Below are 20483 nucleotides of genomic sequence, written 5' to 3' on the forward strand. Positions count from 1 at the left end.
CCCCGCTCCCACAGCACTAGACGGCGTCGACGGGCTCCGCCGGAGCCAGCGCGCCGACCAGCCACGGCATGTCCTTGCGCCGGACGGCGATGAGCAGCTCACGCTCCCCGTCCCGGCACTGGGCCACCAGGCAGCCGATGCCGAGTTCGCTCGCCGCCGTCTGGTCGGGGTCCGACGCGAACAGGGGCCGGACCCGCTCCAGGACCAGAGCGGCCGGCAGCGGCTTCCGGCGGAAGGCCCCCGCCGGGTCGTCGGTGAAGGCGAGGACGCCGGGGCCCACCACGAGGCGGCTGTGGGCGTGCGTGCCGCCGGGGCCGCTGCGGTCACCGAGCAGCAGGGCACCGAAGACGCGCTGCTTATCGTCCCGGCGCGGAGCCACCTCGATCGTGTCCGGTTCACCCCGCAGGGCCTTGTACAGGCTGACGGCGCCTGCGACGAGGACGATGAGCGCGGCCCCGATCCCGCTCCACCGCAGGGCCTCCTCGATGCGGAGGTTCAGTGCCACGGCCGTGACCGGCACATGGACGGCCACCAGGGCCCCTGCGACGGCGGGCACCATGAACTGCCAGGGGGCAGCCCGTCGGTAGCGGCCGGACAGCCACCTCTGCCAGCAGCCGATCCACACCATCACCGGCCCGCCGAGCAGCAGCCCGGCCCCCCAGGCGAACGGCACCGCGTAGGCGGTGTACGGGTTCCGGTCGGTGAAGGTGCTGCGTGAGAAGCGGGCGCCGTGGGCGATGCTCCGGACCTCGCCGCGCCAGCTGACCAGCCGCACCTGTTCGCCCTGCGCGACCAGCTGCTCGATCCCGGTCCACTGCATGTCGAGGTGCTGCTTCGTTCCGTCCCCGCGCGCGGCGTCGATGTGCGTGACCTGCGCCCGCCTCCCGGTCGTCCGGACCCGCTCCACGGTCGCCGGGACCGAGCTCAGACACTGCGCCTGCTGCCTCGGTGTCAGGCCCGGGGCGCAGGGCTGCGCCGCGGCGAACGCCCTGGCGGCCGCGTCGGCGCTGCGTACGGGCACCAGCAGCAGGAAGACACCGATCAGCATCGCGATGCCGCCGAGGCCGATCGGCAGCACGGTCTGCTTCCAGCGCACCCGGCCGTCCGGTCTCCCGGACGGCTCCTCTTCAGTGGTCATGAAATCCAAGGGTGCCCTACGGGTGTTCGCGGCCCCCCGCCGCCTCCAGGGCCGCGCGGGCGAAGGCGCGGACGGGGCCCGTGTGGTCGGTGGCGCGCCAGACCAGGCCGTAGCCGACCGGGGCGGCGTCGGTGAAGGGGACGTAGGCGACGCCGGGGCGGGAGTGGTAGGCCGGGGTGTGCGCCGAGGTCAGCAGGGCGCCCTGGCCCGCGGCGACGAGGACGAGGGCCTCCTGCATGTTCGTCACCTCGGGACCGCGCGGGATCGGCCGCCCGGACGGGGTGCTGGCCGGGCTCTGGTGCTCGCGGCGGTACGGGGGCTGGTCCCCGGCCACCGCCAGCAGCGGGACCCCGGCCAGGTCCTCCAGGGACACGGCCGCGCGCCCCGCGAGGGGGTGCCCTGCGGCGACCGCCAGGACCCGGGCCTCCGTCAGCAGGGCCGGGCCCTCGCCGAGGTCGGCCTCGCGGACGGGGAACTCCGCGAACTGCACGTCGAAGTCACCGCTGCGCAGCTGTCCGTACGGGTCGTGCAGCGGCACCTCGCACACCTCGACGGCCAGCCCGGGGTGCGTGGTGCGCAGGGCCTCGGCGGCCTTGAGGGCGAGCTCGCCCGACGGCGGGGTGGTGAACCCGACGTGCAGCACCCCCGACATCGGGCCCGCGGCGCGGGCGGTGGCCGCGGCCCGCTCCAGGGCGGCGGTGATGGCCCGGTGGTGGGGTTCGAGGTCCTCGCGCAGCTGCCGGCCGAGCGCGGTGAGGGCGACGCTGCGGCTGGTGCGCAGGAACAGCGGGGCGCCGACGCGCCGCTCCAGGCGCTGGATCAGCTGGCTGACGCGGGCGCGCGAGAGCAGCATCCGCTCGGCGGTGCGGCCGAAGTGCAGTTCCCCGGCCAGGATCAGGAAGCAGTCCAGTTCGTCGCGATCGGTAAGCACGGCTTAACGAACGTCGCGTTCTTCGGCGTTGTTCCCGTTCCGGGCACGGGCGAGGGTGGTGGAGCCGGCAACGACCCTTCCCCTTCTGCTTCTGCGAGGCACTGTCATGACCGAAGAGACCATCAGCGGGCGCCGCCGGTGGGGTGTGCTGCTCGTGCTGTGCGGGGCCATCTTCCTGGAGGGCATCGACGTCGCGATGCTCAACGTGGCCCTGCCCGCCATCCGGGCCGACCTCGGGCTCGCGACGGGTGAGCTCCAGTGGGTGATGAGCGCCTACGTGCTCGGGTACGGCGGTTTCATGCTGCTGGGCGGCCGGGCCGCCGACCTGTTCGGGCGGCGCCGGATGTTCGTCGGCTGGCTGACCGTCTTCCTGCTGTTCTCCGGCCTCGGCGGTCTCGCCACCGAGGGCTGGATGCTGATCGCGGCCCGCTTCGTGACGGGGGTCGCGGCGGCGTTCATGACCCCGGCCGGGCTCTCCGTCATCACCACCGGCTTCGCGGAGGGGCCCGAGCGGGACAGGGCGCTGCTCGTGTACTCCGGCACCGCGGCCGGGGGCTTCTCCGTCGGGCTGGTGGCGGGCGGGCTGCTGGCCGCGGCCGACTGGCGGTGGGTGTTCTTCGCCCCGGTGGCGCTGGCCGCGCTGATCCTGGCCGGTGCGCTGGCGCTGGTGCCGAAGCAGGTGCGGCCCCCGGCCGCGGGGCGCCTGGACCTGCCGGGCGGTGTCCTCGTCACCTCGGCGGTGGTGCTGCTGGTGTTCGGCGTGGAGCGGGCCGCGCACGCGGGCGCCGGATGGACCGCGGGGACCGTGCTGGGCGGGCTGGTGCTGCTGGGGCTGTTCGCGGCCGTCGAGCGGCGGGCGCCGGAGCCGCTGGTGCGGCTCGGGATCCTGCGGAGCGGTGCGCTGCTGCGGGCCAATGCCGCCGCGCTGCTGTTCTCGGGGGCGTTCTTCGGCTTCCAGTTCCTGGTGGTGCTCTACCTCCAGGAGGTGCGCGGCTGGTCCACGCTGCAGACCAGCTTCGCGATGCTGGTCATCGGGATCGACGCCGTGCTGTCGCCGACGGTGGTGCCGAAGCTGGTGGCCCGGTACGGCAACGGCCGGCTGATCGTCGCCGGGCTGCTGCTGGCGGCCCTGGCGTACGGGCTGTTCCTGCCGCTCGGCGCGGACTGGAGCTACCTGGTGATGCTGCCGGGGCTGGTCCTGCTGGGGCTGGCCTTCGCCCTGGTGTACGGGCCGCTGACCATCGTCGCCACCGAGGGGGTCGGGGAGTCGGAGCAGGGGCTCGCGGGCGGGCTGCTGTACACCTCCTTCCAGTTCGGCGCGGCGCTCGGGCTGGCCGCCGTGACGGGGGTGGCCTCGGCGTCGGCGGCGCCGCTGGAGGGCTATCGCACCGCGCTGCTGGTGCCGTTCGCCGCGGTGCTGGCGGCGGCGGCCGTCGCCCTGCCGGGGCTGCGCCGGGGCCGGGCAGCTCGTCCCGCCCCGGCGGGGCCCGCCGGGGCGGAGGCGGCGGGGTCCGCGCCGGAGCCGGCCCGGGCCTGAGCCACGGGGCCCGGCGGCCCGGGCGGCGGCCCGGGCGTCCCGGGTCACTGGGCCCAGGGCAGGACGCGGGTGCCCTCGGTGCCGGGCACCGAGGCCACCCCGTCCGCGCGCATGGCGACGTACGCCTCGAAGCGCTCGGTGGCGTGGATCTGCCGGAGCACGTCCGGCGGCAGCACCAGCGTCTGGCCGGCGGCGACCTTCTCGGTGCGGCCGTCGCAGGTGACCTCCAGGGAGCCGGCGGTGAGCAGCCAGACCTGCTCACGGCTGACGGAGTGCTCGGGGCCGGTGATCCCGGCAGCCATGTCGACGTGCCAGGTGCTGAGTTCGGAGCTGCCCCGGCTGGGGGCGGCGTGGCCGGTCATGGTGGCGTTGGGGGTGGCGGTGACGCTGTCGGGGGAAACGCTGATCACGTGCACGGCGGGTGGTCCTCTTCCTCGCGGGACAGGTAAGTCAAGCTGCTTTACTCGCATGAGTAAAGCAGCTTGACCCGCCCGTGTCACCATGTTCACGTGACTTCCTCCCACGACGACACCGACGGCACCGGCGGCACCGGCGACACCGGCGACACCGACATCGAGCTGATCTTCCTGCTCGGGATCGGCTTCCAGCTGATGCTCGGCGAGTTCACCCACCGCCTCGCCGAGGCCGGCCACGGCGACCTGCGCCCCGTCCACGGCATGGCCTTCCAGGCCCTCAAGGGCCCCGGCGCCACCGCCACCGAGCTCGCCGAGCGGCTCGGGGTGACGAAGCAGGCCGCCGGGCAGATCGTCGACGACCTGGAGAAGCGCGGCTACGTCCGCCGCGAGCCGCACCCCGGCGGCGGACGGCGCAAGCTGGTCGTACTGACCGGGGCGGCCCACGCCCACCTCGCCGTCGCGGGCCGGACCCTGCACGCCCTGGAGGCGGAGCTGTCCGCACACACCGACCTCGCCGCCCTGCGCGGCGAACTCACGCACCTGGTCCGCACGATGAGCGGGGACGGAGGCCTTCCGCCGCTGCGCCCCGTATGGTGACGCCGCCTGCTCGGCGATGTGACCTGAAAGGTGATTGAACGCGTTCAAGACCGCTGTCAGAATGGCCCCATGCCACTGCTACGGCCCCTCCCGCGGTCACGGCCACCGGCCCCCGCGCCCGGCGGCCCGCGGATCGTCGACACGGTCCTGCGCAACCTGCTCGCCTACGGGGTACTCGTCGCCGCGCTCCTCGCCATGGCCGGCGGCAAGCCGCACCACTACGAGGCGGGCCCCGTCCCCGCCGTCCACGACGCCGACATCACCGAGATCATCGGCACCTGGCGCTGCGTCGACGGCACCGAGGTCGTCTTCCGCGCCGACGGCAGCGCCTCCGTCACCCTCCTCGACGGCCAGGAGCGCGACTACGCCGCCGGCTGGCGGCTGTCCGGCCCGGCCAGGTGGCGGCTCACCGACGGCCCCGGCCAGGGCCTGGGACGGGGCCAGCACCTGCGCCTCGACCTGCCCGCCGCCACCGGCACCGCCTCCCGCGCGGGCACCGTCACGAAGGCCCCCGGCCGCTACACGTGGACCTTCGAGCTGCGCCGCGACGCCCGCAAGACCCTGGAGCTGTACTTCTTCCTCGCCAACGGCACCGGCTCCGGCCCCGGGCGGCGCGGGTCCTACGTCCTGGAGAAGGACGCGTAGGAGGCGCGCAGCTGCGCCCGGCGGGCGCCGTCCCAGGCCGCCCAGTCGGACGGATGCCCGGCCAGTGCGGCTTCCAGCCGCTCGAAGTGCTCGTGCCAGCCGGCCAGGCAGTCGAGGCGCTCCTCCTCGGAGCCGCCCCGCTCGTTCAGGAAGCGGATCACCGTCGAGTCGGTGCCCACCGCCTCCAGGTGGAAGCGGATCCGCCCGTGGTCGGTGACCGTGTACTCGACGACCCGCTCGACGTCCCAGGCCGTGACCTGCCCCGACACCACGGCGGCGGTGTCCGGCCAGCGCAGGGTGACGGCCCCGCCGAGCCGGCGTTCGAGCACCTCGGCCTCGGCCAGCCAGCCGCGCAGCCCCTCCGGCGTGGTCAGGACGGGCCACAGGCCGGCGTAGCCCTGGGGCAGGTGCACCTCGAAGCGGATGTCCCAGCGGCCGGGGCCGTGCGGGGTGCTGGTGGCATGGCTCACAGGAGACATACCACCAGCGTCCCACTCCCCCGGGTCAGACGCCCGCGTAGGAGTGCTTGCCGCTGAGCAGGATGTTCACGCCGTAGTAGTTCCAGATCCAGCAGGCGAAGGCGAAGAGCGCCAGGTAGGCGGCCTTGCGGCCCTTCCAGCCGGCGGTGGCCCGGGCGTGCAGGTAGCAGGCGTACGCCACCCACGTCACGAAGGACCAGACCTCCTTGGGGTCCCAGCCCCAGTAGCGGCCCCAGGCGTCGCCCGCCCAGATCGCGCCCGCGACGATGGTGAAGGTCCACAGCGGGAAGACGGCCGCGTTGATCCGGTACGAGAACTTGTCGAGCGAGGCCGCCGAGGGCAGCCGCTCCATCACCGAGGTACGGAAACGGCCCGGCGTGCGGCCCTGCTCCAAGTGGCTCTCGTAGCCGTCGCGGAAGAGGTAGAGCACCGCGCCGGCCGCGCCGATGTAGAAGACGGCGCCGCAGAAGATGGCGGTGGAGACGTGGATCCACAGCCAGTACGAGTGCAGGGCCGGGACCAGCTGGTCGCTGTCGGTGTACAGCCAGGTGGTGGCGATGCCGAGGTCCAGCAGGACGGTCGTGACCAGGATCAGGCCGAGCCAGCGGACGCTCTTCTTCAGCACGAGCAGCAGCAGGTACGCGCCGACGGCGACCGTGGAGAAGGTCACCGAGAACTCGTACATGTTGCCCCAGGGGGCCCGCTGCACGGACATCGCGCGGGAGACGACACCGGCCGCCTCGATGAAGAAGGCGAGGACGGTCAGCGAGACCGCGATCCGCCCGTAGAGGTCGCCCTGCTCGGTGCCGCCGGCCGCGCCCGGACCGTCGGGGACGTCGCGGGTGCCGGAGGCGGAACGGGTGACGACCTTCGGCTTGTCGAGGACGGCGGTGCCGCCGCCCTTCGTCCGCACCTGCACGGCGGGCGCGGAAGCCCCGGCCCGCTCGGCCGTCAGCGCGGCGGCCGTACGGCCCACCTTGCTCCGGCTGCCGAAGACCCACTCGGTGATGTGCGCGAGGAAGGCGAGCGTGTAGACCGCCATCGACGCGTAGACCAGCTTGTTGCTGAGCTCAGCCAGGCTCTCGTTGGCAGCGGCTGCGAGCAGCGTCATGCGCGCTCTCCTTCTTCTGCTTCTGCGGAATCTTCTGCGTCTGCTTCTGCTTCTACGGCTGCGGGCGCGGCGGGCGCCCGCTCGTACAGGGCTCCGGCGAGCGCCGACAGCTCCTCCGGCAGCTTCGCGGACTCGCTGCGGCCCAGGCCCGCCATCTCGACGACGGTCACCCCGTCCGCCCCGGTCACCGCGCGGACCCAGATCCGGCGGCGCTGGATGAACAGGGACGCGGCCAGACCGCCGATGGCGGCGATCGCGCCCGCGAGGGCGAGACCGTTCGCGGGCTGCTGGGTGACCGAGAAGGTGGCCCAGCGCTCGATGCCCTCGAACTTCACCGTGCCGGCGCCGTCGGGCAGGGTCATCGTCTCGCCGGGCAGCAGCCGCTGCTTGAAGAGCTGACCCTCGGGGTTCTTGAACTCCTGCATCTTGGAGGTGTTCAGCTGGTACACGTTCTGCGGCAGACCCGCGTCCACGCCGAGGCTGCCGTGGTAGGCGCTGAGCGCGAGGACGGGGAAGTCCAGGGCCGGGAACTGCGACAGCATCGTGCCCTTGCCCTCGCCCGCGAAGGTCGGCACGAACATGGCGTTGAAGCCGAGCTGCTCCTTGTCGCCGCCCTTGTTGCGGTAGCCGTCCGGGACCTTCACGGCGCCCGAGGAGCTGAGGTTCGCGTCGAAGGGCAGCATCGGCACGGCGTCCTTGTAGATCACCTTGCCGGTGGGGTCGGTCACCGAGATGACCGGCGCGTAGCCGTGGCCCAGCAGGAAGATCTTCGAGCCGTCGACCTCCAGCGGCTTGTTGACCTCGATCTCGGCCTTGCGCGGCTCCCCGTGGGCGCCCTCGCTGAAGGTGACGTACGCCTTGAAGTCGCGCGGGGTGCCCTTCTGCGGGCCCGTCTTCTCGTACGTCGCGTCGAACTTGTCCAGGGTGAACGAGAAGGGCGGCAGGTCGTCGGAGGAGAAGAGGCTGCCGGACTTGAAGTCGTCGTACTGGGTGAGCGTGTTGGAGAAGCCCTTGCCGCGCAGGACGAGCTTGCCGCCCTCGGACTTGAAGAGCTGCCCGGCGGCGAAGGCCACGAGCATCACGATCAGGGCGATGTGGAAGGCCAGGTTCCCGGCCTCGCGCAGATAGCCCTTCTCGGCGGCGACGGCGTCGGCGCGCGACTCGGTCCGGAAGCGGCGCCCGCCCAGGACGCCCTTCGCCGAGGCGAGGACCTCCTCCGGGGACTTCTCCGTACGCCAGGTCGTGTAGGCCGGCAGCCGGTCCAGGCGGCGGGGCGCGCCCGGCGGCCGGCCGGTGAGCTGCCCGACGAACTGCCAGGTGCGGGGCACGATGCAGCCGATCAGCGACACGAACAGCAGGATGTAGATCGCGGAGAACCACACCGAGCTGTAGACGTCGAAGAGCTGGAGCTTCTCGGCGACCGGGACCCAGAACTCGTGGGTCTTCTTCCACTCCGCGACCTTCATCGCGTCGACCTGCGTCTGCGGGACGAGCGATCCGGGGATGGACCCGAGGGAGAGCAGGAAGAGCAGGATCAGCGCCACCCGCATCGAGGTGAGCTGCCGCCAGAACCAACGGGCCCAGCCGAGCACGCCGATCCCGACGGGGGCCGAGGGGCTGTCCTCGACGGGCGCCGTGGACAGCTGCGCGCCGGCCGCCGCGTCGGTGGGGTCGGTGGAATCGGTGGCGTCGGTGGGGTCGGGCTCGTGCGGCGCCTCGGTGGACGCCTTGTCGGTCGTACTCATGTGCGTGTAGTCCTCAGATCCCCACCGTGAAACCGCTGGTCCAGCTCCGCATGTCGCCGACGATGCTGTCCCACATTCCTGTGACGAGCAGCAGGCCGGTCAGGATCAGCATGCCGCCGCCGATCCTCATCACCCACGCATAGTGCTTCTTCACCCAGCCGAAAGCACCGAGCGCCTTGCGGAAGGCGACCGCGGCGAGGATGAAGGGCAGGCCCAGTCCCAGGCAGTAGACGACCATCAGCAGGGCGCCGCGCGCGGCGGTGGCGTCGTCGAGGGAGATGGCAAGGGTGTTCACGGCGGCGAGGGTCGGCCCCATGCAGGGCGTCCAGCCGATGCCGAAGAGCACGCCGAGCACGGGCGCGCCGAGCAGGCCCGCCGTCGGCTTCTTGTGGAAGCGGAACTCCCGCATCGTCAGGCCCGGGATCAGCCCCATGAAGAACAGGCCGAGCAGGATCACCAGGCCGCCCATGACCCGCGTGATGACGTCCTTGTTCTCACCCTGGAAGACGTCGCCGAACTGGCCGAACAGCGCGCCCGTCGAGACGAAGACGGCGGTGAAGCCGAGGATGAACAGGCCCGCGCCCGCCGCCATCCGGCCGCGCCGGGCCTCGGCGAGGTCGGCCCCGCTGATGCCGGTCACGTACGACAGGTAGCCGGGGACCAGCGGCAGCACGCAGGGGGAGAAGAAAGAGACCAGGCCAGCGAGCAGCGCGATCGGCAGGGCCAGCAGCAGTCCCCCGCTCAGGACGGTGCCGTTCACGCCGGTGGCTTCGGCGGCGAGGAGGTGCTCGACCACGAGGGCGCTCACGAGGTCACTGCTCCGTGAGGAGCGGGTCGATCATCGAACGCAGCTGCTCCTCGTTGACCGCGACCAGGGTGCGGGCGGCGATCTTGCCCTCCTTGTCGAGGACGATCGTGGAGGGGATGGACTGCGCGTTGAGCGTCCCCTTGGGGAAGCGGAGCATCAGCTTGCCGTCGGGGTCGTAGAGGCTCGGGTAGGTGATCCCGAAGTTCTCCTCGAAGGCGGCGGCGTTCTGCTTGCTGTTGTCGCGGGTGTTGAGCCCGACGAAGGCGACGTCCTTGCCGCCGTCGGCCAGGTCCTTGGAGACCTTCGCGAAGTACGGGGCCTCGGCGCGGCACGGCGGGCACCAGGAGCCCCACACGTTGAGGACGACGACCTTGCCCTTGAGGGTGGTGGTGTCGAGGGTCTTGCCGTCGACGGTCTCGCCGTCCAGCTTGGGCGCGTCGACGCGGTCGGCCTTGGCGACGGTGGAGATGCCGCTGGGGCCCGTCACGTAGTTGCCGCCGGCCGAGCCGGAAGGCTTGCCGCCGCTGCCCGAATCCCCGCACGCCGAAAGGGTCAGGGCGCCGGTGAGGGTCACCGCGGTCAGCAGGACGGCGCGGCTGCTGGTCGAGCGGCGGCTACTTCGGCGGGCACGCGCGCGGCTAAGGCTCATGTGAAAAGTTTCGCATGAGCGATTTGCGGATCTTCCGCACCCCCCGACGGGGCGACAAGGCCGCTGGTCAGATGATGCTCAGATGCTGGACAGGTAGCTGCGCCAGCCACCGACCGGCGCCTGGCCCGGGGCGAGGGCGCGCAGCCGGTCCATGAGCCGGGGCTCCTGGACGTCCAGCCAGTCGGCGAACTGCCGGAAGGACACGAGCCGTACGTCCTTTTTGTCCGCCATGCCCTTGAGTGCCTCCTCGACGGCGTCCATGTAGATGCCGCCGTTCCACTCCTCGAAGTGGTTGCCGACGAAGAGGGGCGCGCGGTTGGTCTCGTAGGCGCGGCGGAAGCCGCCGAGGTAGGTGGCGGTGGCCTGGGCGCGCCACGCCGGGTAGTGGGCGGGCACGCCCCTGGTGGTGTTCTTGGACTGGTTGGCGAGGATGTTGTAGTCCATGGACAGCACCTCGAAGGAGTGCCCGGGGAACGGCAGCGACTGCAGCGGCAGGTCCCAGATCCCGCCCTTCTTCAGCGGCCACTGCTGCAGGCCCCCGGGGGAGCTGGAGTCGTAGCGCCAGCCGAGCGCGCGGGCGGCCGTCAGCAGGCTGTCCTGGCCGAGGAGGCAGGGGGTGCGGGCCCCGGTCAGCTCCTTGCGGTAGTCGAAGGGGAGCGGTTCGAGGTCGGCGAAGCCGGTGTGGGTGCGCCAGTTGGTGACGAACGACACGGCCTGGTCGATCTCGCTGCGCCAGTCCTCGGGGGTCCAGCGGGCGACGGAGCCGGAGCCGGAGCAGAAGTGGCCGTTGAAGTGGGTGCCGATCTCGTGCCCGTCGAGCCAGGCCTGGCGGACGTGGGTGAGGGTGGCCCGGACGTTCTCGTCCTTGAGGTAGCCGATGTCGGAGGCGCCGACGGGGTTGTTCGGCGGTTTGTAGAGGTCCTTCTTCGACTCGGGCAGCAGGTAGAGCCCGGAGAGGAAGAAGGTCATGGCCGCGCCGTGGTCCTTGGCGAGCTTGAGGAAGCGCGGGAAGAGACCGTTGCCGACCTCCCCGGCGCCGTCCCAGCTGAAGACGACGAACTGCGGCGGGGTCTCGCCGGGCTGGAGGGGCACGGGGCGGGGCGGCTGGTGCGGCTGCGGCCCGGTATCGGCGGTGGACCCGTCCCCGATCGCCTTGACGACTTCGGGAGCATCGGGCCCGCCCCCACCCCCACTGACCGTCGGCCCGGGCTTCCCGCCCCCGACCGCACACCCGGCGACCCCGACCGCGGCGGCGAGTCCGAGGCCGAGCGCTCCCCTTCGACTGAAGTCACGCACATGACTCATGAAATGTCATATAAACGGACATTCCATGGATTGAGGGGCCGACACGACGCGGAATCCAGCCCCGCCGGCGATTGAGGCGCGGGGGTCCGGGGGCGGATCCCCCGGAACACCCCCGCCCGGGGACTACGCCCCGAACGCCTTGGACTTCCCCTTCACCGGCTTCGCCCCCGCGAGGAGATGCACGGGAACGAGGTCCCGCGCCGGCTCGCTGTACCCCACCGACACCAGCGCGTCGCCCTGGTAGGTGAACGACGTCAGCGAGGCCAGCGTGCACTGCCGCCGCCGCGGGTCGTGCCACAGCCGCCGCTTCTCCGCGAAGCTCCGCACGATCCAGATCGGCAGCTGGTGGCTGACCGCGACCGCCTCGTGCCCGCGCGCCGCGTCCCGCGCCGCCTCGATCGCGCTCATCATCCGCACGACCTGGTCCACGTACGGCTCGCCCCACGACGGCCGGAACGGGTTCGTCAGGTGCTTCCAGTTGCCGGGCTTGCGCAGCGCACCGTCGCCGACGCCGAAGGTCTTGCCCTCGAAGACGTTGCCGGCCTCGATCAGCCGGCCGTCCGTCGCCAGCTCCAGCCCGTGCACCTTCGCGATCGGCGCGGCCGTCTCCTGGGCCCGCTCCAGCGGCGAGGCGACGACGTGCGTGACGTCCCGGTCCTGGAGGTGCTCCGCGACCCGGTCGGCCATCTGCCGGCCCAGCTCGGAGAGGTGGTAGCCCGCCCGGCGCCCGTACAGGACACCCTCCGGGTTGTGGACCTCCCCGTGCCGCACCACGTGGACGACGGTGATGTCGCTCATGCCGTCGCCTCCGCGGCGGCACGCGCGGCGGCGGGCAGCGCGGCGGCGATCCGCTCGATCGCGCGCTCGTCGTGGGCCGTGGACACGAACCACGACTCGAAGGCCGACGGCGGCAGGTAGACGCCCTGCGCCAGCATCGAGTGGAAGAACCCGTTGAAGCGGAAGCTCTCCTGCTTCTTCGCGTCGTCGTAGTTCCTGACCTCGTCCGCGGTGAAGAACACGGAGAACATGTTGGACGCGGTCTGCAGCCGGTGCGCCACGCCCTCCTTGCTCAGCGCCGCCGTCACCAGGCCCTGGATCTCCTTCGAGACCGCGTCGACCTTCACGTACGCCGCCTCGTCCAGCAGCCGCAGCTGCGCCAGGCCGGCGGCCGTCGCGATCGGGTTACCGGACAGCGTGCCCGCCTGGTAGACCGGGCCCGCCGGGGCCAGGTGGCCCATGACGTCCGCGCGGCCGCCGAACGCCGCCGCCGGGAAGCCGCCGCCCATGACCTTGCCGAAGGTCATCAGGTCGGGCTTGACCCCGTCCACGCCGTACCAGCCGGCCCGCGAGGTGCGGAATCCGGTCATCACCTCGTCGGAGATGTACAGCGCGCCGTTCTCACGGCACAGGTCGGCGAGGCCCTGGTTGAAGCCCTCCGCCGGGGTGACCACGCCCATGTTGCCGGGCGCGGCCTCGGTGATGACGCAGGCGATCTCACCGGGGTGCGAGGCGAAGGCCGCACGCACCGCTTCGAGGTCGTTGTAGGGGAGCACGATCGTGTCCGCGGCCGTCGCGCCCGTCACCCCGGGGGTGTCGGGCAGCGCGAAGGTCGCCAGGCCGGAACCGGCGGCGGCCAGCAGCGCGTCGACGTGACCGTGGTAGCAGCCGGCGAACTTGACGACCTTGGCGCGGCCGGTGAAACCGCGCGCCAGCCGGATCGCCGACATGGTCGCCTCGGTGCCGGACGACACCAGGCGCACCTGCTCGACGGGCTCGATACGGGCGACGATCTCCTCGGCGAGCGCGACCTCGCCCTCACCGGGCGTGCCGAAGGAGGTTCCTCGGGCGACGGCGGCCTGGACGGCCTCGATCACGGCGGGGTGGGAGTGGCCGAGGATCATCGGCCCCCACGAGCAGACGAGGTCGACGTACTCGCGCCCGTCGGCATCGGTCAGATACGGACCGGTACCGGACACCATGAACCGGGGCGTACCGCCCACGGCACGGAAGGCGCGCACGGGGGAGTTCACGCCGCCGGGGGTCACGAGGGACGCGCGCTCGAAGAGCGTCTGCGAAACTGGGGCTTCATACGGGTACGGGTAGCTCACACCAGCCATGGTCTCAGAGGCCGCGACAGACTTGCGGACGGGCGTTTCACCGCGCCGCCGCGGGGGAGGTCACTGCCATGATGATCAGGCTGCGTGGCGGGGGCCGCGGGGCCGGGGCAGGCAAAACGTGTCGGGTGGAGATATGCAACGCGGTGGTGGACCGGGCGAGGGTACGGACGGGCTGGACCCGCAGCGCGCCCGTGATGCCCGAGCCCGCCGCGGCAAGCACCGCCGCCGGGCCGCCGAAGCCGCCGATCCCGTACCGGGACCCGTCGACGCGTCCGACGCCGAGACCGGCCTCCCCAAGGGCCGCGGAATGGGAGTGACGTACAAGTACTTCGGCGCCCCCGACGGGGCGACGGCCGCGCGCGTGCCGCAGACCATGCGCCCGGAGGAGCTGGGCGGCGACGAGCTCGGCATGGGCGGCCTGTTCACCAAGATCAAGCCGGAGACGGTGGCCGCGATGGTCCTGACCGGCATCGAGGGCATACCCCTGCACAAGGTGCCCCCGCTGGAGCTGGTCGTCCTGCACCCCGACTACGCGGTGGTCAAGCTCCCGATGACGGTGGTCGACCCGCTGCGCGGGGTGGGCGAGGAATCCGTCGGCGCGGCCGCCTTCATCTGGTCCACGGTCCCCGACCGCGGCGGGCCGCGCGACGCGTTCAACGTCTACCAGCTCCTGCACGAGTGGCAGGACTTCTCCCACCGCCTCCACGAGGCCGGCCACCAGCCCTACTGCCTCGTCTGGCCGTGACGGCCCCGGCCGTCACGGCCGCCGCGCGGGCGCGGGCGCCGCGGGCGTGTGCAGCGCGTCGGCCATGGGCGACGCACCCTCGGTGACATAGGTACGGATCGAGTCCAGGTAAGCGTCCCGGCCGACGTACCCGGCGCCGTCGGCGTCCAGCGCCTCGAACGCCGAGCCGGCCCGGTCGGCCGGGTTCCCCAGCGCCGCGCGGAGCCGCGTGAACTCCTCCCGGTCCAGCGCCCCGTCCGCGTCGGCGTCGGCGAGGTCGAACAGCGAGCCCAGCGCCCGTCGGCAGACCGCGTCGAAGGCCTCGCCGCCCGCCCACACCGCGTACTCCTCGAAGGTCACCTCGCCGTCGCCGTTCGCGTCCATCGAGGCGAAGACCCGCTGGTGGGCCGTACGGGCGGCAGCGACGAGCGGGTCGTCGCCACGGCGGCCGAGCGCTTGGGCCGCACGCTCGGGGCGGGTCAGGTACTCGAGACGGGAGATCACCCCGTCGCCGTCCACGTCCAGCATGGTGAAGATGTGACGCTTGGCGCTGATGGTGCCGGTGTCCATGAAAGTCCCTTTCATTCGCTCTGGACGTCCCGCTACCCCGCCCCTCCCCCCGTCATCCGCCCACGCGCCCCGCACGCCCCTAGTTCACCCCTTTCCGCCCTTGGCCCCCAGCGGGCAGAGTGAGGGCATGAACATGGAACCTCGTGTACGACTGGAACCCTGGTCCGCCGAAGACTTCTGGCTGCTGGAGCGGAAGAACGAACCGGCGATGACCCGTTTCCTCGGCGGCCCGGAGACCCCGGAGCAGCTCGCCGACCGGCAGCGGCGGTACGAGGCCCTGAGCGCCCGGGAGCCGGCGGCCGGCCGGATGTTCCGTGTGGTCGCAGCCCCCTCCGGCGAGTCCGTCGGATCGGTCGGCTTCTGGGAACGCGACTGGGAGGGCGAAGCGGTCTACGAGACCGGCTGGGGCGTGCTCCCCGAGTTCCAGGGCCGCGGCCTGGCGGTGGCCGCCGTGGCGGAACTCGTCCGCCACGCCCGCACCCACGGCACGCGCCGCTCCCTGCACGCCTTCCCCGGCACCGACCACCCGGCCTCCAACGCCGTCTGCCACCGCGCGGGCTTCACCTGCCGAGGCGAGGTGGCCTTCACCTACCGAGGCACCACCCACCCCAGCAACAACTGGCACCTCCCCCTCCACCCCTGACTGACCAAGCCCCGCCGGCGTTTGAGGCGCGGGGTCCGGGGCGGAGCCCCGGGGAACGCTGGAAGGGCGGGTCGGGGACCAGCGCCGCAGGCCCCCACCGACCACGCCGCCCACGCCCCCAACCGGCCGGCCCCAGCCGCCCACCGGGGCCACCAGGGCCACCGGGGCCACCGGGGCCACCGAACCGCCAACGCCGACCGGGCGGTCAGGGACGTCAGGGACGTCAGGCGATCGTGAGGATCAGGCGGCCTCGCGTGCCCGGGGCGGCGAGCAGCGCGTGCGCCTTGGCGGCGTCGGCAAGTTCGAGGGTGTCCGCCACCCGCAGCGTCAGCGCCCCGGCGTCGACCAGCGCCACCAGCCGCCCCAGGTGCGCCCCGTCGGCGGCGACCTCCTGCTCCTCCACCCGGATCCCCCGCTCCGCAGTCGGCGCACCGTGCGGCCGCAGGCCCACGTAGACCCCGCCGTCACGGACGAAGGACAGCGCGGCCTCCCCCAGCACCGCCGCGTCCAGCACCCCGTCGACCGGCGCCGCCGGAACCCCGCCGCGCGCCACGAACTCCGCCGCGCCCAGCGACCGTACGAACTCCTCGTCCTGCGCGCCCGCCAGGGCCGTCACGACCAGCCCGGCCCGCACGGCCAGCTGGACGGCGAGGCCGCCGACCACTCCCGCCGCGCCGGTGACCAGCACCGACGACCCGGGCGCCAGCCCCAGCAGGTCCACGGCGCGGGCGGCGGTCAGACCGCTCAGCGGGAGCCCGGCCGCGGCCGTGTCGTCCACGGCCTCGGGGGCGGCGGCCACCGCCGAGGCGTCGAGGACCACGTACTCCGCGTGCGTGCCGAGCGGCTTCACCGGGCCGTAGTGCAGGCCGATCACGCGCCGGCCGGCCGTCCAGCCCTCCACCTCCGGGCCGACCTCGTCGATCTCGCCCGCCACGTCCCAGCCGAGGCCGATCCGCTGCCCGGCCCCGCCGAACACACCGACGCGGACGGCCCCGTCGACCGGGTTCACCCCGGCCGCGCGGACCCGGACGCGGACCTGCCCGGCCGCCGGAACCGGCACCGCCACCTCGGCGATCTCCACCCGCTCCGGGCCGCCGAAGGCGTTCACGACAGCTGCCCGCATGGTCTTCGTCTGCTCGCTCATGGTCTCTCCCCGTTCGTTCGGTCCGGCTCGTCCGGTGTTCCCGATGAGCACTAACCTAGGGAGAGGTACTCTCTTTTCGTAAGTACGCACTCCGGAGTGCGTACCCGACCCGGAAGTGGGCAACCATGGCCACCCGCACCGCCGCCGCCCGCCGTGACGAGACCCGCGCCGCCTACGACGCCTTCGTCAAGGCCTGCCCCACCAGCCAGCTCCTCGCCCGCATCAGCGACAAGTGGGTCGGCCTGATCCTCAGCGCCCTCGGCCAGTCCGAGACCGGCTCCATGCGCTACAGCGACCTCGGCCGCAAGATCCCCGGCGTCAGCCAGAAGATGCTCACCCAGACCCTCCGCTCCCTCGAACGCGACGGCCTCGTCACCCGCACCATCACCCCCACCGTCCCCGTACGCGTCGACTACCGGCTCACCGAACTCGGCGGCAGCCTCGGATGCCTCCTCTCCTCCGTCAAGCGCTGGGCCGAGAACCACTTCGACGAGGTCAACGCCCACCGCGACGCCTACGACGAAGCCGCCGCGACCCCGTAAATCCACCGCACCGCCCGGGTGTCCAATGGCATGCTGGGGCCGTGAACGGTCCCGGCATTCAGCTCACCCTCGCCCCCGAACTGCGCCTCTTCGCCCCGCCCAGCCGGCGCGCGGAACGCGTACCGACCAGCACCGACGGCGCCTCCAGCATCGGCCACGTCGTCGAATCGGCCGGCGTGCCGCTCACCGAGGTCGGCCGACTGCTCGTCGACGGCCACGAGGTACCCGCCTCCTACGTGCCCCGGGCCGGAGAATCCGTCGAGGTGTTCGCCGTCGACCGCCCCCAGCGGATCACCGACGCCCCGCTGCGCTTCCTCCTCGACGTCCACCTCGGCACCCTCGCCCGCCGCCTGCGCCTCCTCGGCGTCGACGCCGCCTACGAGAACGAGGACATCGGCGACCCCGCCCTCGCCACCCGCTCCGCCGCCGAACGCCGCGTACTGCTCTCCCGCGACCGCGGCCTGCTGCGGCGCCGCGAGATCTTCGCCGGCGCGTACGTCTACAGCGACAACCCCGACGAACAACTCCGCGACGTCCTCGGCCGCTTCGCGCCCGCCCTCGCACCCTGGACCCGCTGCACCGCCTGCAACGGCCCCCTCCACGCGGCCGACAAGGACAGCGTGGGCGACCGCCTGGAACACGGCACGCAGCGCTCGTACGACGTCTTCGCGCAGTGCGCCGACTGCGAGCGCGTCTACTGGCGCGGCGCCCACCACGCCCGCCTGGAACGGATCGTCACCGAAGCACTGGCCGAATTCGGCGACGGCCCGGCCGCCTGACACATCCCCCGGGAGGTCCTCGGCTGGCAGACTCTCCGGACATGACTGCCGCCGAGGACAGCGCGCACACCCCGGACGCCGCCGGTATCGACCTCGCCGACATCGTCGACGTCGTGGTCGTCGGCGCGGGACCCACCGGACTCCTGCTCGCAGGCGATCTCGCCGCCGCCGGACTCTCCGTCACCCTCGTCGAACGGCGCCCCCGCACCGCCGCCAACCTCACCCGCGCCTTCGCCGTGCACGCCCGCACGCTCGAACTCCTCGACGCGCGCGGACTCGCCGACGAACTCGTCTCCACCGGCAGCCGGATCGACCGGCTGCGCCCCTTCAACGGCATGCCCCTCACCCTCCAACGCCTGCGCTCCCGCTACCCCTTCGTCCTCATCACCCCCCAATATGAGACAGAGAAACTGCTGGAGCGCCGCGCGCTGTCCACAGGGGCGGACATCCAATACGACTGGCAGGTCACGGGCCTCCACCAGGACCACGACCTCGTCACCCTCGACCTTCGCCGCACCGACGACGCCGACCGCCGCACCGACGCCGACGCAGGCACCGGCACCGACACCGGCACCGACGCCGCGAGCGGAGCCACCACCCGCCGCCTCCACGCCCGCCACGTCGTCGGCGCCGACGGCGTCCGCTCCACCGTCCGCCGCTCCCTCGGCCTCCCCTTCCCCGGCCAGGCCGTCGTCCGCTCGATGGTCCTCGCCGACGTCCGCCTCACCGACCCGCCCGAGGACCTCCTCGCCGTCAACGGCACCGCCGACGCCTTCGCCTTCCTCGTCCCCTTCGGCGACGGCTGGTACCGCGCCATCGCCTGGCACCGCGACGCCCGCACCGCCGACACCGACCCCGTCGACCTCGAAGAACTCCGCGCCCTCGCCCGCACCGCCCTCGGCACCGACCACGGCATGCACGACCCCCGCTGGATGTCCCGCTTCCACAGCGACGAGCGCCAGGTCCCCCGCTACCGCGTCGGCCGCGTCTTCCTCGCCGGCGACGCCGCCCACGTCCACTCCCCCGCCGGCGGCCTCGGCATGAACACCGGCCTCCAGGACGCCGCGAACCTCTCCTGGAAACTCGCCGCCGTCCTCCACGGCCAGGCCCCCGACCCCGAGACCCTCCTCGACAGCTACCACCGCGAACGCCACCCCGTCGGCCGCTTCGTCCTGCGCGCCAGCGGCGCCCTCGTCCGCGCCGTCATGGCCGACAGCCCCGCCCGCCGCACCGCCCGCACCCTCGGCGCCGCGTTCATCGCCCGCGTCGGCCCCGCCCAGGACCGCGCCCTCGGCATGATCTCCGGCATCGGGATCTCCTACCCGCCCCCGCCCGGCACCCGCCGCCCCACCCCCGCCGGACGGCGCGCCCCCGACGTCCCCCTCGCCGGCGGACAGCGCCTCTACGCGGCCCTGCGCACCGGCGGCTTCGTCCTCATCACCCCTCCCGGCGCCGCCACCCCGCCCGGAGCCCCGCTCACCCACCACCACTGGGCCACGCGGCCCCGTACGGCCCGTGTCCTCGTACGGCCCGACGGCTACGTCGCCTGGAGCGCCCCCCGCGCCACCGACGCCGAGACCGCCGCGGCCGTGGCCACCTGGCTCCTCCCGCACGGCAAGGACCCTCACGGCAAGGATCCAGACCCCGGGGACCCTCAGAAGGCGTAAGCGTCCCCGGTGTCCAACGCCAGCACCACGTGCTCGTTGTTGGTGAGGTTGCGGTCGGTCGCGCCGCCGTTCCACCACGTGTCGATCCGCACCACCACCTCCGTCGGCGCCTCCTTCAGCGCCAGCGCCAGCCCGATGTGCCGGCCCCGCCCGTGCAGCGGCATCGCACCCGTCTCGCACACCACCTCCCGCAGCCCCGCCCGCGCGCACCCCCCGGCCAGCTCCTGCCGGTCCGCGAGGTCCGCCGACAGCCGCACCCGTACGGTCGCGTTCGCCAGCGCCGACGGCCCCTCGTTCTCCGGGACCATCCACACCCTCAACAGCCCCCGCCCCAGGGCCACCCGGCCGTGGTACCCCACATCCGCCTCCGGCCCGGCCGCCGCCACCGCCGCTCCGGCGCCCTGCGCCAGCCCGCCCAGCACCAGCGACCCCGCCACCACCACACTCCGTACGGCACCACGGCGCACCGCCACCACCTCCTCGCGTCTCGCGCGGAGGCTAGCCACCCCACCCCACCACCGGTCGGACCATCACACGAACGAGGGCGCGCCCACCCCCATTCGCGTGCGTAGGCTTCGAGCCATGTCCGTCGCCCGCTCCGCCGCCCTCTTCGCCCTCGCCGCCCTCCTGGAGATCGGCGGCGCCTGGCTGGTCTGGCAGGGCGTGCGCGAGCACAAGGGCTGGGCCTGGATCGGCGCCGGGGTCATCGCCCTCGGCCTCTACGGATTCGTCGCCACCCTCCAGCCGCAAGGCGATTTCGCCCGCGTCCTGGCGGCCTACGGCGGAGTCTTCGTCGCCGGATCCCTCCTGTGGGGGATGGCCGCCGACGGCTACCGGCCCGACCGCTGGGACGTCCTCGGCGCCCTCGTCTGCCTCACCGGCATGGCCTTGATCATGTACGCGCCGCGCCGCTGACCGTGCGTATGCCTATGCTGG

General features: G+C 72.9%; 23 protein-coding genes. 9 read left to right on the top strand and 14 right to left on the bottom strand.

Translation table 11 applies throughout. From position 1 onward, the window contains the following. Window positions 1–16: 16 nt before the first annotated feature. Complete coding sequence (locus tag OOK31_RS35280; RefSeq protein ID WP_267091483.1) at window positions 17–1138, bottom strand: hypothetical protein; 1122 nt, start codon at window positions 1136–1138, stop codon at window positions 17–19. A 16-nt stretch (window positions 1139–1154) separates the two neighbouring features. Further along, a complete protein-coding gene (locus OOK31_RS35285) occupies window positions 1155–2069 on the bottom strand; it encodes a LysR family transcriptional regulator (protein ID WP_267091484.1) in 915 nt (304 codons plus the stop codon). Window positions 2070–2175: 106 nt separating this feature from the next. Here OOK31_RS35285 and OOK31_RS35290 point away from each other — a divergent pair, with 106 nt between their 5' ends. After that, entirely contained in the window at window positions 2176–3606 is a 1431-nt protein-coding gene (locus tag OOK31_RS35290) for an MFS transporter (protein WP_267091485.1), read from the top strand. Between the two features lie 44 nt (window positions 3607–3650). Here the strand turns inward: OOK31_RS35290 and OOK31_RS35295 are convergent, their stop codons facing one another. Then, a complete protein-coding gene (locus OOK31_RS35295) occupies window positions 3651–4022 on the bottom strand; it encodes a cupin domain-containing protein (protein WP_267091486.1) in 372 nt (123 codons plus the stop codon). 195 nt (window positions 4023–4217) lie between these two features. Between OOK31_RS35295 and OOK31_RS35300 the strand changes: the two genes are divergently transcribed. Both OOK31_RS35300 and OOK31_RS35305 read left to right on the top strand, forming a co-directional pair. After that, window positions 4218–4619 carry a MarR family winged helix-turn-helix transcriptional regulator gene (locus OOK31_RS35300; RefSeq protein WP_267091570.1) on the top strand — a complete coding sequence of 134 codons (402 nt, stop codon included), beginning with the start codon at window positions 4218–4220 and terminating at the stop codon, window positions 4617–4619. A 69-nt stretch (window positions 4620–4688) separates the two neighbouring features. Next, window positions 4689–5264, top strand: coding sequence for a hypothetical protein (locus OOK31_RS35305; protein WP_267091487.1), 576 nt, complete (start codon window positions 4689–4691; stop codon window positions 5262–5264). Here the strand turns inward: OOK31_RS35305 and OOK31_RS35310 are convergent. The 8 genes from OOK31_RS35310 to hemL form a co-directional block, all read right to left on the bottom strand. Then, on the bottom strand, window positions 5240–5743 hold the full coding sequence (locus OOK31_RS35310; protein WP_267091488.1) for an SRPBCC domain-containing protein: 504 nt from the start codon (window positions 5741–5743) through the stop codon (window positions 5240–5242). The genes OOK31_RS35305 and OOK31_RS35310 overlap by 25 nt on opposite strands. Before the next feature lie 25 nt (window positions 5744–5768). After that, a complete protein-coding gene (gene ccsB / locus OOK31_RS35315) occupies window positions 5769–6854 on the bottom strand; it encodes a c-type cytochrome biogenesis protein CcsB (RefSeq protein ID WP_267091489.1) in 1086 nt (361 codons plus the stop codon). Beyond that, window positions 6851–8599 carry a cytochrome c biogenesis protein ResB gene (locus OOK31_RS35320; protein ID WP_267091490.1) on the bottom strand — a complete coding sequence of 583 codons (1749 nt, stop codon included), beginning with the start codon at window positions 8597–8599 and terminating at the stop codon, window positions 6851–6853. Before OOK31_RS35320 ends, ccsB begins: the two co-directional genes overlap by 4 nt. A 13-nt stretch (window positions 8600–8612) precedes the next feature. Continuing rightward, complete coding sequence (locus OOK31_RS35325) at window positions 8613–9407, bottom strand: cytochrome c biogenesis CcdA family protein (RefSeq protein ID WP_267091491.1); 795 nt, start codon at window positions 9405–9407, stop codon at window positions 8613–8615. Between the two features lie 4 nt (window positions 9408–9411). Continuing rightward, a complete protein-coding gene (locus tag OOK31_RS35330) occupies window positions 9412–10056 on the bottom strand; it encodes a TlpA disulfide reductase family protein (protein ID WP_267091492.1) in 645 nt (214 codons plus the stop codon). Window positions 10057–10134: 78 nt separating this feature from the next. Next, window positions 10135–11352, bottom strand: coding sequence for a hypothetical protein (locus OOK31_RS35335; protein ID WP_267091571.1), 1218 nt, complete (start codon window positions 11350–11352; stop codon window positions 10135–10137). A gap of 132 nt (window positions 11353–11484) precedes the next feature. Further along, the gene (locus OOK31_RS35340; protein ID WP_267091493.1) at window positions 11485–12159 is read right to left on the bottom strand and encodes a histidine phosphatase family protein; all 675 of its coding nucleotides are present in this window, start codon (window positions 12157–12159) and stop codon (window positions 11485–11487) included. Then, the gene (gene hemL / locus OOK31_RS35345) at window positions 12156–13478 is read right to left on the bottom strand and encodes a glutamate-1-semialdehyde 2,1-aminomutase (RefSeq protein ID WP_267091494.1); all 1323 of its coding nucleotides are present in this window, start codon (window positions 13476–13478) and stop codon (window positions 12156–12158) included. Before hemL ends, OOK31_RS35340 begins: the two co-directional genes overlap by 4 nt. Window positions 13479–13611: 133 nt before the next feature. Here hemL and OOK31_RS35350 point away from each other — a divergent pair, with 133 nt between their 5' ends. Next, the gene (locus tag OOK31_RS35350) at window positions 13612–14223 is read left to right on the top strand and encodes a hypothetical protein (protein WP_267091495.1); all 612 of its coding nucleotides are present in this window, start codon (window positions 13612–13614) and stop codon (window positions 14221–14223) included. Window positions 14224–14235: 12 nt separating this feature from the next. On the opposite strand, the gene OOK31_RS35355 is transcribed toward OOK31_RS35350, so the two are convergent. Beyond that, entirely contained in the window at window positions 14236–14772 is a 537-nt protein-coding gene (locus OOK31_RS35355; RefSeq protein ID WP_267091496.1) for an EF-hand domain-containing protein, read from the bottom strand. Between the two features lie 127 nt (window positions 14773–14899). Between OOK31_RS35355 and OOK31_RS35360 the strand changes: the two genes are divergently transcribed. After that, window positions 14900–15415, top strand: a complete 516-nt coding sequence (locus OOK31_RS35360) for a GNAT family N-acetyltransferase (protein WP_267091497.1) — start codon at window positions 14900–14902, stop codon at window positions 15413–15415. A 223-nt stretch (window positions 15416–15638) separates the two neighbouring features. On the opposite strand, the gene OOK31_RS35365 is transcribed toward OOK31_RS35360, so the two are convergent. Continuing rightward, a complete protein-coding gene (locus OOK31_RS35365; RefSeq protein ID WP_267091572.1) occupies window positions 15639–16538 on the bottom strand; it encodes an NADP-dependent oxidoreductase in 900 nt (299 codons plus the stop codon). A gap of 146 nt (window positions 16539–16684) precedes the next feature. On the opposite strand from OOK31_RS35365, the gene OOK31_RS35370 reads away from it, so the two are divergent. Genes OOK31_RS35370 through OOK31_RS35380 form a run of 3 tightly spaced genes read left to right on the top strand, consistent with a single transcriptional unit; the run spans window position 16685 to window position 19547 of the window. Then, window positions 16685–17101, top strand: coding sequence for a helix-turn-helix domain-containing protein (locus OOK31_RS35370; protein ID WP_267091498.1), 417 nt, complete (start codon window positions 16685–16687; stop codon window positions 17099–17101). Window positions 17102–17142: 41 nt separating this feature from the next. After that, a complete protein-coding gene (locus tag OOK31_RS35375; protein ID WP_267091499.1) occupies window positions 17143–17880 on the top strand; it encodes a Mut7-C RNAse domain-containing protein in 738 nt (245 codons plus the stop codon). Between the two features lie 41 nt (window positions 17881–17921). Continuing rightward, window positions 17922–19547 carry an FAD-dependent monooxygenase gene (locus OOK31_RS35380; protein WP_267091500.1) on the top strand — a complete coding sequence of 542 codons (1626 nt, stop codon included), beginning with the start codon at window positions 17922–17924 and terminating at the stop codon, window positions 19545–19547. On the opposite strand, the gene OOK31_RS35385 is transcribed toward OOK31_RS35380, so the two are convergent. Continuing rightward, entirely contained in the window at window positions 19535–20053 is a 519-nt protein-coding gene (locus OOK31_RS35385) for a hypothetical protein (RefSeq protein ID WP_267091501.1), read from the bottom strand. The genes OOK31_RS35380 and OOK31_RS35385 overlap by 13 nt on opposite strands. Window positions 20054–20129: 76 nt before the next feature. Between OOK31_RS35385 and OOK31_RS35390 the strand changes: the two genes are divergently transcribed. Further along, entirely contained in the window at window positions 20130–20462 is a 333-nt protein-coding gene (locus tag OOK31_RS35390) for a YnfA family protein (protein ID WP_267091502.1), read from the top strand. Window positions 20463–20483: the final 21 nt, after the last annotated feature.

The organism is Streptomyces sp. NBC_00249 (assembly GCF_026342355.1).
GTDB lineage: Bacteria > Actinomycetota > Actinomycetes > Streptomycetales > Streptomycetaceae > Streptomyces.

Excerpts from the sequence above, each read along its gene's own strand:
- OOK31_RS35280 (WP_267091483.1), bottom strand. The coding sequence starts at position 1,138 with ATGACCACTGAAGAGGAGCCGTCCGGGAGACCGGACGGCCGGGTGCGC.
- OOK31_RS35320 (WP_267091490.1), bottom strand. The coding sequence starts at position 8,599 with ATGAGTACGACCGACAAGGCGTCCACCGAGGCGCCGCACGAGCCCGAC.
- OOK31_RS35310 (WP_267091488.1), bottom strand. The coding sequence starts at position 5,743 with ATGTCTCCTGTGAGCCATGCCACCAGCACCCCGCACGGCCCCGGCCGC.
- OOK31_RS35305 (WP_267091487.1), top strand. The coding sequence starts at position 4,689 with ATGCCACTGCTACGGCCCCTCCCGCGGTCACGGCCACCGGCCCCCGCG.
- OOK31_RS35380 (WP_267091500.1), top strand. The coding sequence starts at position 17,922 with ATGACTGCCGCCGAGGACAGCGCGCACACCCCGGACGCCGCCGGTATC.
- OOK31_RS35300 (WP_267091570.1), top strand. The coding sequence starts at position 4,218 with ATGCTCGGCGAGTTCACCCACCGCCTCGCCGAGGCCGGCCACGGCGAC.
- OOK31_RS35360 (WP_267091497.1), top strand. The coding sequence starts at position 14,900 with ATGAACATGGAACCTCGTGTACGACTGGAACCCTGGTCCGCCGAAGAC.
- ccsB (WP_267091489.1), bottom strand. The coding sequence starts at position 6,854 with ATGACGCTGCTCGCAGCCGCTGCCAACGAGAGCCTGGCTGAGCTCAGC.
- OOK31_RS35370 (WP_267091498.1), top strand. The coding sequence starts at position 16,685 with ATGGCCACCCGCACCGCCGCCGCCCGCCGTGACGAGACCCGCGCCGCC.
- OOK31_RS35330 (WP_267091492.1), bottom strand. The coding sequence starts at position 10,056 with ATGAGCCTTAGCCGCGCGCGTGCCCGCCGAAGTAGCCGCCGCTCGACC.
- hemL (WP_267091494.1), bottom strand. The coding sequence starts at position 13,478 with ATGGCTGGTGTGAGCTACCCGTACCCGTATGAAGCCCCAGTTTCGCAG.
- OOK31_RS35355 (WP_267091496.1), bottom strand. The coding sequence starts at position 14,772 with ATGGACACCGGCACCATCAGCGCCAAGCGTCACATCTTCACCATGCTG.
- OOK31_RS35390 (WP_267091502.1), top strand. The coding sequence starts at position 20,130 with ATGTCCGTCGCCCGCTCCGCCGCCCTCTTCGCCCTCGCCGCCCTCCTG.
- OOK31_RS35290 (WP_267091485.1), top strand. The coding sequence starts at position 2,176 with ATGACCGAAGAGACCATCAGCGGGCGCCGCCGGTGGGGTGTGCTGCTC.
- OOK31_RS35340 (WP_267091493.1), bottom strand. The coding sequence starts at position 12,159 with ATGAGCGACATCACCGTCGTCCACGTGGTGCGGCACGGGGAGGTCCAC.
- OOK31_RS35350 (WP_267091495.1), top strand. The coding sequence starts at position 13,612 with ATGCAACGCGGTGGTGGACCGGGCGAGGGTACGGACGGGCTGGACCCG.
- OOK31_RS35365 (WP_267091572.1), bottom strand. The coding sequence starts at position 16,538 with ATGCGGGCAGCTGTCGTGAACGCCTTCGGCGGCCCGGAGCGGGTGGAG.